At 57.9% G+C, this 12,809-nt stretch carries 9 protein-coding genes and 1 pseudogene; 4 read left to right on the top strand and 6 right to left on the bottom strand.

The genetic code is table 11. The features are described 5' to 3' along the window. Window positions 1-61: 61 nt before the first annotated feature. Window positions 62-1,321 (bottom strand): transcription termination factor Rho, encoded by a 1,260-nt coding sequence (gene rho / locus HMPREF1487_RS10850; RefSeq protein WP_010796695.1) that lies wholly within the window; start codon window positions 1,319-1,321, stop codon window positions 62-64. Between the two features lie 239 nt (window positions 1,322-1,560). Then, window positions 1,561-1,887: a thioredoxin TrxA gene (gene trxA / locus HMPREF1487_RS10845; RefSeq protein ID WP_010796694.1), complete on the bottom strand. Its 327-nt coding sequence runs from the start codon at window positions 1,885-1,887 to the stop codon at window positions 1,561-1,563. 380 nt (window positions 1,888-2,267) lie between these two features. Here trxA and HMPREF1487_RS27935 point away from each other — a divergent pair. Further along, window positions 2,268-2,452: pseudogene (locus HMPREF1487_RS27935) on the top strand (amino acid ABC transporter ATP-binding protein); the annotation flags it as partial. 106 nt (window positions 2,453-2,558) lie between these two features. Further along, window positions 2,559-4,064 carry an exopolyphosphatase gene (gene ppx / locus HMPREF1487_RS10840; RefSeq protein WP_010796692.1) on the top strand — a complete coding sequence of 502 codons (1,506 nt, stop codon included), beginning with the start codon at window positions 2,559-2,561 and terminating at the stop codon, window positions 4,062-4,064. Here the strand turns inward: ppx and ppk1 are convergent. Beyond that, window positions 4,051-6,252: a polyphosphate kinase 1 gene (ppk1, locus tag HMPREF1487_RS10835; protein WP_010796691.1), complete on the bottom strand. Its 2,202-nt coding sequence runs from the start codon at window positions 6,250-6,252 to the stop codon at window positions 4,051-4,053. The two genes, ppx and ppk1, sit on opposite strands and share 14 nt — an antisense overlap. Before the next feature lie 18 nt (window positions 6,253-6,270). Beyond that, entirely contained in the window at window positions 6,271-7,284 is a 1,014-nt protein-coding gene (gene hemB, locus HMPREF1487_RS10830; protein WP_010796690.1) for a porphobilinogen synthase, read from the bottom strand. A 247-nt stretch (window positions 7,285-7,531) separates the two neighbouring features. Between hemB and HMPREF1487_RS10825 the strand changes: the two genes are divergently transcribed. Continuing rightward, complete coding sequence (locus HMPREF1487_RS10825) at window positions 7,532-8,086, top strand: DedA family protein (protein WP_010796689.1); 555 nt, start codon at window positions 7,532-7,534, stop codon at window positions 8,084-8,086. Window positions 8,087-8,237: 151 nt separating this feature from the next. After that, complete coding sequence (locus HMPREF1487_RS10820) at window positions 8,238-10,358, top strand: putative bifunctional diguanylate cyclase/phosphodiesterase (protein WP_010796688.1); 2,121 nt, start codon at window positions 8,238-8,240, stop codon at window positions 10,356-10,358. 7 nt (window positions 10,359-10,365) lie between these two features. On the opposite strand, the gene HMPREF1487_RS10815 is transcribed toward HMPREF1487_RS10820, so the two are convergent. Together HMPREF1487_RS10815 and HMPREF1487_RS10810 are read right to left on the bottom strand one after the other, a co-directional pair. Further along, window positions 10,366-10,821, bottom strand: coding sequence for a YaiI/YqxD family protein (locus tag HMPREF1487_RS10815; RefSeq protein ID WP_010796687.1), 456 nt, complete (start codon window positions 10,819-10,821; stop codon window positions 10,366-10,368). Between the two features lie 9 nt (window positions 10,822-10,830). Beyond that, window positions 10,831-12,744 carry an FTR1 family protein gene (locus tag HMPREF1487_RS10810; RefSeq protein WP_010796686.1) on the bottom strand — a complete coding sequence of 638 codons (1,914 nt, stop codon included), beginning with the start codon at window positions 12,742-12,744 and terminating at the stop codon, window positions 10,831-10,833. Window positions 12,745-12,809 lie beyond the last annotated feature (65 nt).

Here is a 12,809-nt window from a genome sequence, read left to right as displayed (position 1 = left end):
TTCGAAAATGAAAAGCCTGCCCGGAATGTAAAAAGGCCGGGAAACCCCGGCCTTTTTAGTCTTACTTGCGCTTCATCGAGTCGAAGAACTCGTCGTTGGTCTTGGTCTGACGCAACTTATCGAGCAGGAACTCGATGGCACCGATCTCTTCCATCGGATGCAGGATCTTGCGCAGAATCCAGATGCGCTGCAGCTCTTCCTCACCGGTCAGCAACTCTTCGCGGCGGGTGCCGGAGCGGTTGATGTTGATGGCAGGGAATACGCGCTTCTCGGAGATCTTGCGATCCAGCTGAAGCTCCATGTTACCGGTGCCCTTGAATTCTTCGTAGATGACTTCGTCCATCTTCGAGCCGGTATCGACCAGAGCTGTTGCCAGAATGGTCAGGCTACCGCCTTCTTCGATGTTACGTGCCGCACCGAAGAAACGCTTGGGCTTTTCGAGCGCATGGGCGTCCACACCACCGGTCAGTACCTTGCCGGAGCTCGGGATCACGGTGTTGTAGGCACGTGCCAGACGGGTAATGGAGTCCAACAGGATTACCACGTCTTTCTTGTGCTCGACCAGACGCTTGGCCTTCTCGATTACCATTTCAGCAACCTGTACGTGGCGGGTTGGCGGCTCGTCAAAGGTGGACGCCACTACTTCGCCGCGCACGGTACGCTGCATTTCGGTTACTTCTTCCGGGCGCTCGTCGATCAACAGAACGATCAGGTGGCACTCGGGGTTGTTACGGGTGATGTTGCTGGCGATGTTCTGCAGCATCAGCGTCTTGCCCGCTTTCGGCGGAGCGACGATCAGACCACGCTGGCCCTTGCCAATCGGCGCACACAGGTCGATCACTCGGCCGGTGAGGTCTTCGGTGGAACCATTACCGGCTTCCATCGTCAGGCGCTTGTTGGGGAACAGCGGCGTCAGGTTTTCGAACAGGATCTTGTTCTTCGCATTCTCGGGTCGATCATAGTTGATGGTATCGACCTTGAGCAGCGCGAAGTAACGCTCGCCTTCTTTCGGCGGGCGAATCTTGCCGATGATGGTATCACCGGTGCGCAGATTGAAACGGCGGATCTGACTGGGAGAGACGTAGATATCGTCGGGGCCGGCCAGGTAGGAGGAGTCCGCACTACGCAGGAAGCCGAAGCCATCCTGCAGAATCTCCAGCACGCCATCACCGGAAATCTCTTCACCGCTTTTTGCGTGTTTTTTCAGCAGAGAGAAAATCACGTCCTGCTTGCGGGAGCGAGCCATGTTTTCCAGGCCCATGGCTTCCGCCATTTCCAACAGTTCCGTGATTGGCTTTTGCTTGAGTTCGGTAAGGTTCATAGACGTTGCTAACTGAGAAAAGGAGGGAGTAAGAATCTTTTTGGCTTGAGAGGCCTCGCCGCGGCTAACGACAGAATCGCGTTGGTTATTCTAGTAAGAGAATCGGCGAAGGCATGCAGAGGGCGACACGCGTTTGTGTCGTTGCGAGATCGAATGTAGCACCCTGCTAGACAGGACGTCTAGTGCTAAATAACAAAAAGCCCCGCTAAACGCAGGGCCTTTGATCGAGAGCAATAAAATCAGATATTGCTATCGAGGAATGCCGCCAGCTGGGATTTGGACAACGCACCCACCTTGGTGGCTTCAACGGAGCCGTTCTTGAACAGCATCAGCGTCGGGATACCGCGTACGCCATACTTCGGCGGGGTGTCCTGGTTTTCATCAATGTTGAGTTTGCAAACCTTCAGCTTGCCCTGATAGTCCTTGGCGATTTCATCCAGAACCGGCGCAATCATTTTGCAGGGACCACACCATTCGGCCCAGTAGTCGACCAGCACGGGACCGTCAGCCTTGAGCACGTCCTGCTCGAAGCTGGCATCGCTGACGTTGGTGATGTATTCGCTCATGGACTTTCTCCGAATTCGGAAACGACAAAAAAGAACGACCACTATAGCCCTGCCAGCGCTTAACAGGAAGGCACAAGCCATTAAGTCTCTTTATTGGGACAGCTAAAGCCTCTCAATTACACCATTTGGCAGACTATTGGAAAATCAGCGGGCTGCCTGTACGAATACGCCTTGTTTTGCCCTTCTCAGTGAAGCTGCGCACTAGAACGGAGCAGCATGCCTTATCCGCATGGTCTCAATATCGACACGGCACAGCGGGTGCCGAGAAGCTGGATACCAGACTCGAGCTGGTACCAATAACCAGCACCAATCGTATTCCTTTTAAAATCAAGGCAAGGTTGATTAAGTGATTTTCAGCCTAGGCAAGAATCTTTAGCAGGAAGCAGCGGGTCCAGGATGGCATGACACTGATCATGACGCTTCATAAGACGCGCTTTGCCGCCAAGTGGGCGATGTACAGGTGTTCATGCGTCAGGGCAAGGTGCATGAACTGAGCAATCCCAAGAAATTATTCGCCAACCCCGGGACGCCGGAGCTGGCACAGTTCATCGGTTCGGTTCATTGATCCAGGCCACAGCCCATCGACTGAAACAGTCTGACTGCACGTTGAGGTTTGGCAGACCTCTTCGATCGTGGCACGATTGTCGACGTTTATGTATGAGACCGTCAGCATGCCGCATTCATCCGCAGAACCGTTTCCCCTGATTGCTGCCATCGATCTTGGCTCCAATAGCTTTCACATTGTTCGGGCGCGGACTGACCATGGCGAAATTCGTATCCTTGAACGTATGGGCGAAAAGATTCAGCTGGCCGCTGGGCTGGACGAATCACGGATGCTCAGCGAAGAAGCCATGGAACGCGGGCTTGAATGCCTGCGCCGCTTTGCCCAGTTGATCACCGGCCTGCCGCTGGGCGCCGTACGTATCGTGGGCACCAACGCGCTTCGCGAGGCCAGGAACCGCAGCGACTTCATCATGCGTGCCCAGCAGGTACTGGGGCATTCCGTGGAAGTCATCTCCGGCCGTGAAGAAGCCCGCCTGATCTACCTGGGCGTTTCCCATACCATGCCAGATATGGAAGGCCGTCGCCTGGTGACTGATATCGGTGGTGGCAGCACCGAGTTCATTATCGGCCAGCGCTTTGAAACCCATCAGCGCGAAAGCCTGCAGATGGGCTGCGTCAGTTATACCAAGCGGTTCTTCGCGGACGGCAAGATCACGCCGTCCCGCTATGCCCAGGCCTACACGGCCGCCCGGCTGGAGTTGATGAACATCGACCAGAGCCTGCGCGAAAAAGGCTGGCAGGAAGCCGTAGGCGCCTCCGGCACCATCCGTGCCGTGGCCCTGGCCATCCAGGCCGCCGGACGCGGCAAGGGTGAGGTCAATGCCGAAGGTATCGAGTGGCTCAAGCGCAAGATCTTCAAGCAGGGCGAGATCGACAAGCTCGATATCGAGGGGGTGAAACCTGACCGCCGCACTATTCTACCGGGCGGCCTGGCTATTCTTGAAGCAATCTTCAAGGCGCTGGAGCTGCAGGAGATGAACCTGTCCGAAGGCGCACTGCGTGAAGGTGTGCTCTATGACATGATCGGTCGCCAGCACCACGAGGATGTACGGGAGCGTACGCTGTCAGCCCTGGCAGAGCGCTACCACGTGGACAAGCGTCAGGCCGAACGGGTCGAGCGCCGTGCTCTGAAGGCCTTCGAGCAGGTTACCGAAGCCTGGAACCTGAGCAATCCTTGCTATCGGGAACTGCTGACCTGGGCAGCGCGCGTGCATGAGATCGGGCTGGATATTGCCCACTACCACTATCACAAGCACGGCGCCTATCTGATCGAGCATTCCGATCTACCTGGGTTTTCCCGACGCGACCAACAGATGCTGGCCCTTCTGGTACGCGGCCATCGCCGCAATATCCCGCGAGATCGCTTCGCCGAGCTGGGTGACGAAGAAGGCGAAAGCCTGATCCGCCTGTGCATCCTGCTGCGCTTTGCCATTCTGTTCCATCATATCCGCAGCAACCAGGAGCGCCCCATCGTGACGCTCAAGGCAGGTCCGCGCAGCCTCGCGGTATGCTTCCCGGTCGGCTGGCTGGAGCAGAATCCGCTGACCCAGGCTGACTTCGAACAGGAAGCGCAGTGGCTCACGCGGATCGGCTATACCCTTACCGTGTGTTAATACCCGGACTGCTCAGGCGCTCCATGAGAGTCGCCTGCACAGTCCGCGGGTTCTGGTTGCCCGTTGGCGAAATGCGCTGGTAACTCCCGTCCTCCTGCAGCACCCAGCTCTGGGTGTTGTCAGTGAGGTAGGCTTCCAGATCCTTCTTGACCCGTGAGATGAGCTTTTTGCCTTCCACCGGGAAGCAGGTCTCCACACGCATGTCGAGGTTTCGCTCCATCCAATCTGCGCTGGACAGGTACATGCGTTCATCTCCCCCATTGAGGAAGTAATAGATCCGGCTGTGCTCCAGGAAGCGGCCGATGATCGAACGCACCTGGATGTTATGCGACACGCCCGGTACGCCCGGACGCAGACAGCACATTCCGCGAACGACCAGATCGATTTTCACACCCGCCTGACTTGCCTTGTATAGCGCTCGGATGACCTTGGGATCGGTCAGACCGTTGACCTTGGCCATGATGTGCGCAGGGCGACCCTCGGCGGCTGCGGCGGCCTCACGATTGATCATTTCCAGCAGGTTCTTCTTGAGCGTAAACGGCGCATGCAGGAGCTTTTTCATGCGCAGGGTCTTGCCCATACCGATCAACTGGTTGAACAGCTTGTGAACGTCTTCGGTCAGGGCTATGTCGGCCGTCAGCAGGCTGTAGTCGGTGTACAGCTTCGCGTTGCCGGCATGGTAGTTACCAGTGCCCAGGTGCGCATAACGCCGCAACTCACCATTTTCACGGCGCAGAATGAGCATCATCTTGGCGTGAGTCTTGAAGCCGACCACCCCATAGATCACCACGGCCCCTGCCTGCTGGAGACGGCTCGCCAGTTGCAGGTTGGATTCCTCGTCGAAACGCGCCCGCAATTCGATGACAGCCGTCACTTCCTTGCCGCTACGCGCCGCTTCTACCAACGCATCGACGATTTCCGAGTTGGCACCGCTGCGGTACAGGGTCTGTTTGATGGCCAGAACGCTGGGATCCTTGGCAGCCTGGCGCAGCAGGTCAACCACAGGCGTAAAGGACTCGAACGGGTGCATCAGCAGCACATCGATCTTGCCCAGTACGTTGAAGAGGTTTTCCTTCTTCTGAAGCAGCTTGGGAATGCTGGGCGTCAGCGGGGCGTTCTGCAGCTCAGGGTGGCTGTCGAGTCCCGTCACACTGAACAAGCGCGTCAGGTTGACCGGGCCGTTGACCTTGTACAGCTCGCTTTCAGCCAGATTGAACTGCTTGAGCAGATAGTCCGTAAGGTTCTTCGGGCAGCTTTCGACCACCTCCAGGCGTACCGCATCCCCGTAGCGGCGGGAGAACAGCTCGCCTCGCAGTGCGCGGGCCAGGTCGTCTACATCTTCGGCGTCCACCGACAGGTCGGCGTTACGGGTCAGACGGAACTGGAAGCAGCCCTTCACCTTCATGCCGGGGAACAGGTCGTCGGCATGAGCATGGATCATCGAAGATAGGAAAACGTAGTTGTCGCCCGGGCCGCCAATTTCTTCGGGCACGCTGATGATACGCGGCAGCGAACGCGGCGCCGGAATAATGGCCAGACCCGAGTCGCGGCCAAAGGCGTCCATCCCTTCCAGCTCAACGATGAAGTTGAGACTCTTGTTAACCAGGAGCGGGAACGGGTGTGTCGGATCCAGCCCGATGGGCGTGATAATTGGGGCGATCTCGTCGCGGAAGAACTTACGCACCCAGCCCTTGATCTTCAGGTCCCAGTTGCGGCGGCGAATGAAGCGGATCTGATGTTTGGACAGCTCCGGCAACAGCACATCGTTGAGAATGGTGTACTGGCGCGCCACCTGCTCATGCACGATGTCGCTGATGCGGGCCAGGGCCTGATGCGGCAGCAAGCCGTCGGCACCGGCCTGCTCGCGGGCAAAGGCGACCTGCTTTTTCAGACCCGCGACACGAATCTCGAAAAACTCGTCCAGGTTGCTGGAAAAGATCAGCAGGAACTTGAGCCGCTCAAGCAGCGGATAGGACTCATCGAGGGCCTGTTCGAGCACCCGGATGTTGAATTGCAGCTGAGACAGTTCCCGGTGAATATACAGGCTACTGTCGTCAACACTTAAGGCCGGCACGGCCGGTGCTTCTGGCACCGCGACCGCAGGCGTGGTTTCAACGGTGGGCGTAGCGTCGGTCAATGCGGCCTCCTCGGTGCGCGCAGTAGTATCAATGAGTCCTTGGCTGTTCATGGCAGCTCCTTGGGAGCGTTAACGCTCCTGACGTAATTGTTGGGCAGCGCGTTTGGCAAAGTAAGTCAGAATGCCATCAGCGCCGGCACGTTTGAAAGCGAGCAGAGATTCCAGAATCACCGCCTCGGATAGCCAGCCGTTCTGGATTGCGGCCATGTGCATGGCGTATTCACCGCTGACCTGATACACAAAGGTCGGCACGCGGAACTCGTCCTTCACCCGGCGCACAATGTCCAGGTAAGGCATGCCCGGCTTAACCATGACGGAATCGGCCCCCTCGGCCAGATCGCCCGCCACCTCCTGCAAGGCTTCGTCACTGTTGGCCGGATCCATCTGGTAGGTCGCCTTGTTGCCTTTGCCCAGGTTGGCGGCCGAGCCGACCGCATCCCGGAAAGGCCCATAATAGGCACTCGCATACTTGGCCGAGTAGGCCATGATCTGCACGTTGTGATAACCCGCGTCTTCCAGGGCCGCGCGAATGGCACCTACTCGGCCATCCATCATGTCCGACGGCGCAACGACTTGGGCACCGGCGGCCGCATGGGACAGCGCCTGCCTGACCAGCACCTCGACGGATATGTCGTTCAGCACATAGCCCTTCTCATCGAGAATGCCATCCTGTCCGTGGGTGGTAAACGGATCGAGCGCAACGTCAGTAATCACGCCCAGCTCTGGAAAGTGTTCACGGAGCGCACGCGTGGCCCGCTGGGCGATACCATCAGGGTTGTAAGCCTCGGCACCATCGAGAGATTTCTTCTCAGGCGGTGTGACGGGGAACAGAGCGACGGCAGGAATGCCTAATGCTACAAGCTCAGCCGTTTCTTCCAGTAGAAGATCGATGGATAGACGCTCGACGCCCGGCATGGAGGGCACGCTTTCACGGCGATTTTCGCCGTCGAGCACGAACATCGGCAGGATCAGGTCGTCTACGGTCAGCGTGTGCTCACGCATCAAACGGCGGGAAAAGTCATCCCGGCGCTGGCGGCGCATCCGCGTGAATGGAAAGGAACGGCTTACTGAAGTGAAACTCACGGTGTACTCCCGGACTCAAGCAGAGTCATTGTGATGAGTTATAAGTCACTATCATGACCGAATGGTAACAACTGATGACAATAAGGCATGTCTATCAACCCTGTTTAAGGCAGACGACCTCTAGCTTCGGCTTGGCACATCGCTATGCAAATCCCCTGCTTTTAAAAAGGGTTAGACGAAGCGATAGCTTCCTTCCGGCGGCTAACCGAGTTAGGCTGCGCCTTCATTTCGCCCTGTTGTCGTGACGATGCTGCAACAATTCCTCCATGATTTCGGTTATTTCGCCCTCTTCCTCGGCACGTTCTTCGAGGGTGAAACCATTCTGGTTCTGGCAGGTTTTCTAGCCTTCCGCGAATACATGAACATCCAGACGGTCATCATGGTGGCCTTCATGGGAAGTTATGCAGGCGACCAGCTGTGGTATTTCCTGGGTCGCCGTCACGGTCGCAAGCTGCTCAAGCGAAAGCCTCGCTGGGAAGCCATGGGAGACAAGGCGCTGGATCATATTCGCCGTCATCCCGATCTGTGGGTGCTCAGCTTTCGCTTCGTCTACGGCCTGAGAACGGTAATGCCGGTGGCCATTGGCATGTCGGGCTATCCTCCGGCGCGCTACCTGCTTCTCAATGGTATCGGCGCCATTGTCTGGGCCACGGTCCTGGGATTGGCGGCCTATCACTTTGGAGCAGTGCTCGAAGGGGCCTTGGGCAATCTCAAACGCTACGAACTGATGGTGCTCGGCGCCCTGCTGGTCCTGGGCGTGGTACTCTGGCTGTGGCGCCGGATACGCGCTCCGAAAAAATAGTTTTTCTTTCTTTTTCCCGCCTCCACCTGTCGGTCACCCTCAAGCTTGGCCGACGGGCGGCCGATAAGGCCATTACCAACGTATTCAGTAGCCTTGCCGTGGCGATATTGAAGATATCGATGCAGTAGGATGTCCTTTCGAGTCTGTAATCATGTTGCTTGCCACATCCCTGCCTGACGGCTTCGTACCGGTCGGCTCCGATCATCATCATTTCGTTCTGGTTCTGCTGTCCTATCTGGTGGCAACAGCGGCCGGTTATACCGCGCTTTATATGGCCAGACGCGCCTCGTCGGCCGCCTTGAGTAAGAACCGTCTGCTCTGGTGTGGTGTAGGCGGCCTGGCGCTGGGCAGCGGTATCTGGTCAATGCACTTCATTGCGATGCTTTCCTATGCCTCGCCGGTCAGCATGCAGTACGGCTACAGCATGACGTTGCTGTCGTTAGGCATCGCCGTTGCCGTGTCCTGCGTTGTCATGTGGCTTATCAGTCGTGAGCGGCTTGCTACCTGGGAATACCTGGCAGCATCGGTCGCGGCGGGCTGCGGCATTGCAGCCATGCACTACACCGGAATGTCCGCAATCAATTCCATTGGTGTCCAGGTGTACGACCCGCTCCTGTTCCTGGTCTCGATCCTAGTGGCTATCCTGGCGTCTCTGGCGGCATTGATCATGGCGTTTTACGTCCGTAACCAAGCCGGTCGCCATACCCAATTACTTATGATCTTGGGTAGCCTGATTCTAGGCGGTGCGATCGTGTCTATGCACTTCACTGGCATGGCCGCCCTGACACTGGCAGTGCCTGAAAACACGCCTCTCATGATGTCCCATGAAACCCATCATGGGCTTCTGGGCACCATCATCGCGTTTCTGACCATGACTGTGATCTGTGCAGGCCTGACAGCCGCCCGCCTAGAGCAACGCTTCCATGAGCAGAGCGTGCGCCTGGAGGAAGTATCGACGGCGCTGAGTCAGGTTACGCTGCTCGATCCGCTCACCCAGCTGCTGAACGATTACAGCTTTACCCAGACGCTGGCGCGCATCATCAACAAGGCCACCCCTGAAGAAGGCCTTGCCCTGCTCAATCTGGATCTAGATCACTTCAAGCGAATCAATGACAGCCTGGGTTACAACGTGGGCGACGATCTGCTTACCCAGGTTGCCCAACGCATCACGGCCGTGCTTGATAGCACCGTGCACGTCGCTCGTCAGGGTAACGAGTTTCTAGTCCTAGCTCCTGAGGCACAGCCTGAGCACAGCGAAAACCTTGCCATGCGGCTGTTGGAGCAGCTTCGTCCGCCCTTCAACCTGAGCGGACAGCAGATAGGCATGACGCTGAGCATCGGCATTGCCCACTATCCCAAGGATGGCCGATCCGCCAATGAACTGCTGCGCAATGCAGGCCTCGCCTTGGGGCAATGCAAGCGCAACGGGCGTAATCGCTTCCTGCATTTTGCTCCAGAATTGCAGACCCAGGCGGAGGAAACGCTTCATCTAGAGCAGGAACTGCGTCAGGCCATTACTGAAGGCACGCTGGAAGTACATTACCAGCCTATTGTTACCAGTGATGCGCGGACTACCGCCAGCTTGGAAGCGTTGGTTCGCTGGAATCATCCGACGCTTGGTCCCATTAGACCTGACCGCTTTGTCCATGTAGCAGAGCTGAGCGGGCAAATTGGTGAGCTGGATCATTGGGTCATGCGGCGTGCCTGTCGAGACCTCAAAACCCTACGGGAGCTGGGTTATAGTGATCTACGGGTCGCTGTAAACTGCTCGCCGCTGAACCTCACCGACCGCACGCTTCCCAAGCGGGTGGAAGAAGCGCTCAGCGCGGCCGACCTGCCGCCCGAGGCGCTGACGCTCGAGCTGACTGAAAATGCTCTGATGCATAACCTCAACCTGGCGATTGAGTTGTTAGAACGAATTCGAGCGCTTGGCGTAAAGGTTTCGATCGATGATTTTGGCAGTGGCTACTCCTCCCTGGCGTACCTAAGCAAGTTCAAGGTCGATACGCTCAAGGTCGATCGCTCGTTTGTGCGTGATATTCCTAATCAGCAGACCGATATGGAGATTACTGCCGCGATTATTGCCATGGCGCACAAACTGCAGCTCAGAGTTGTGGCCGAAGGTGTGGAGACCCTGGAGCAGCTGACTTTCCTCAGGGAAAACCAGTGCGACTTCATCCAGGGTTATTTTTTCAGCAAGCCCCTATCATTGCCGCAGCTGCAAGTCTGGCTGGCAAGAGCCGACCAGGAGCAGAACGTAGAGCCAGCCTGAGCCAGCTCTACGCCGAGCGGGTCAACCGGGTAAGCAGGCGGTCGAGCGAATTGGCAAAGGCCTGCTTTTCCTTTTCCCCATAGGGCGGCTGACCACCGCCCATCTGGCCTTGATCGCGCAGGTCCGTCATCAGGTTACGCACCGCCAGACGCTCGCCCATATTACGGGTATCGAACTCCTTGCCGCGCGGGTCGAGCGCATCCACGCCCTTTTTCACCAACCGATCCGCCAGCGGCACGTCGCTGCAGATGACCAGATCACCCGGTTGGGCCTGCTCGACCAAGTAGTCGTCTGCCGCATCCATCCCGCTTTCCACAATAATCAACCGCACGCAGGCATACGGTGGTTTGATCTGTGGCTGGCCCGCCACCATGATCACGTTGAGCTTGCGCTTCAGGGCAAACTTAAAGACCAGCTCTTTGGCAGCCCGCGGACAGGCGTCCGCGTCGATCCAGATATGCATGTAAACCTCTTACGCGTTTCCGACAGAGCCGCCTGACACCTCACGACGGCGTTCGGCATAGCGGCTGCGGGCATAGAGTAGCGCAATGGCCACGATCGCGATGCCCTGGGCGGTCAAGGTATAGGCATCGGCGTGGATACCCAGCCAGTCGAAATCAAAGAACGGTACCGGACGGGTACCGATCACACCTGCTTCTTGCAGCGCTGCGACGCCATGCCCGGCGAAAATCACTGACAACAGACACAACAGGACAGCATTGGCGCTGAAGAACAGGCCCAGCGGCAGACGCATGGAACCCCGCAGGATGATCCAGGCAAGCCCTACCAGCAGGACAACCGCGGTAATCGCACCGCCCAGTACCGCCGCATGACCTGCCGGGCCGGCCTGTAGCCACAGGGTCTCGTAGAATAGGATCACTTCGAATAGCTCGCGATAAACCGAAAAGAACGCCAGCACGGCAAAGCCGAAACGACCACCGCCACCCACGAGGCTGTTCTTGATGTAGTCCTGCCAAGCGGCGGCGTTGCGGCGGTCATGCATCCAGACACCGACCCAGAGCAGCACTACACTGGCGAACAGACCGGTAATGCCTTCCATCAATTCCCGCTGGGCACCACTGATATTGAGCGCATACGCTGCCACCGCCCAGGTAGCGACACCAGCCAGCATGGCCAGGCCCCAGCCGATGTTCACGCTACGGATGGCGGACTGCTGGCCGGTCTTACGCAGGAAAGCCAGCACAGCGGCCAATACCAGAATGGCTTCCAGACCTTCACGGACAAGAATCAGAAGGCTGGCGAAAAAGCTCAGCGAGGTAGACATGCCACCACCGCTCAACAGGTCGCTGGCTGCTGCCAGTTTCGTCTTGGCTATGTCCAGGCGAGCCTGGGCTTCCTCCACGGCAAGGCCATCCTGTAAGGACTGCCGATAAGCCATGAGCGCCTTTTCGGTGTCCTTGCGCAGGGTCGCGTCCAGGTTATCCAGGGCGCTTTCCACCAGTTCGAAACCTTCCAGATAGGCTGCCACAGACAGGTCATAAGCCTGGTCATGTTCGCCTTCGCGATAGACCGCCAGACTTTTATCCAGGGTTGCCCGGGTGTAATCGATCAGCTGGGCAGGGCCGCGTTGCTGCACAGGCGGCTTGGCACGCTGGGCACGGAACGCGGCCGCAGCCTCATCCCCTTGTGCGGCGGCCACTTCGGCAGGTGTGCGGCCCGCCAGCTGCGCTAGATCGAACGAGGCCGCACCCGCTTTTGCCGGGTCGGCACTAAAGCTTGCAATATAAGACGCCACATCCCAGCGCTGACGCTCATCGAGTTGATTGGCAAAGGAAGGCATGTCCGTGCCGTCGATGCCCCGCGTGACGGTGTTGTAGATATCGTAGAGGCTCAGGTGATCCATTCGCGCCGGATCGCGCAGATCGCCGGGAGAGGGTTCCAGACCGATGCCGGCCGGCCCGTCGCCCGCCCCGGTATTACCATGACAGACCCCGCACTGCTGGGCGTAAAGCGGTGCGCCACGGGTTGGATCCGGAGTAATGGCCGGCGCCTGCGTCACGTGGTACAGCTGAGCCAGTCGAGCGGCTAACGCCCTCGCCTTCTGTCCGACCGCATCGCCGTCGGCCTTTTTCGTGATGGCCTCGCGCAGGTGGGTGACGCCCTGCTCCAACTCGGTCCGTTCAGGACGCGCCGGCAGACCTTCGATCAGGGTTTGCAAGGTATGCAGGAGATCCAGCTGATCGCGGTATTCCGCTTCCTTGATAACGGCGCCCTTACTCACCGTGGCGGGATAATCCGCGCCAAGGTAGCCCAGGATATGCAAGGCGTGGGCGGCCTCATCCTCGGGCTCGGCCTGCACGGCCGGACTGAGTGAAGCAAGCATGGGCAACAACAGTACAGCAAACAGCCGGTACAGCTTAAACATGAACGGATTCCAAACAAGAATGGATGGCATTAGCCATAGTGTTCTACTTGTAATGCTTTGTTACA

The sequence above is a fragment of the Pseudomonas sp. HPB0071 genome (assembly GCF_000478505.2).
Taxonomy (GTDB): domain Bacteria; phylum Pseudomonadota; class Gammaproteobacteria; order Pseudomonadales; family Pseudomonadaceae; genus Chryseomonas; species Chryseomonas luteola.
This window is presented reverse-complemented; position numbering and strand designations above follow the sequence as displayed.

Coding starts and splice junctions, on each gene's coding strand:
- rho (WP_010796695.1), bottom strand. CDS start 1,321: ATGAACCTTACCGAACTCAAGCAAAAGCCAATCACGGAACTGTTGGAA.
- trxA (WP_010796694.1), bottom strand. CDS start 1,887: ATGAGCGAATACATCACCAACGTCAGCGATGCCAGCTTCGAGCAGGAC.
- ppx (WP_010796692.1), top strand. CDS start 2,559: ATGCCGCATTCATCCGCAGAACCGTTTCCCCTGATTGCTGCCATCGAT.
- ppk1 (WP_010796691.1), bottom strand. CDS start 6,252: ATGAACAGCCAAGGACTCATTGATACTACTGCGCGCACCGAGGAGGCC.
- HMPREF1487_RS10825 (WP_010796689.1), top strand. CDS start 7,532: ATGCTGCAACAATTCCTCCATGATTTCGGTTATTTCGCCCTCTTCCTC.
- HMPREF1487_RS10820 (WP_010796688.1), top strand. CDS start 8,238: ATGTTGCTTGCCACATCCCTGCCTGACGGCTTCGTACCGGTCGGCTCC.
- HMPREF1487_RS10815 (WP_010796687.1), bottom strand. CDS start 10,821: ATGCATATCTGGATCGACGCGGACGCCTGTCCGCGGGCTGCCAAAGAG.
- HMPREF1487_RS10810 (WP_010796686.1), bottom strand. CDS start 12,744: ATGTTTAAGCTGTACCGGCTGTTTGCTGTACTGTTGTTGCCCATGCTT.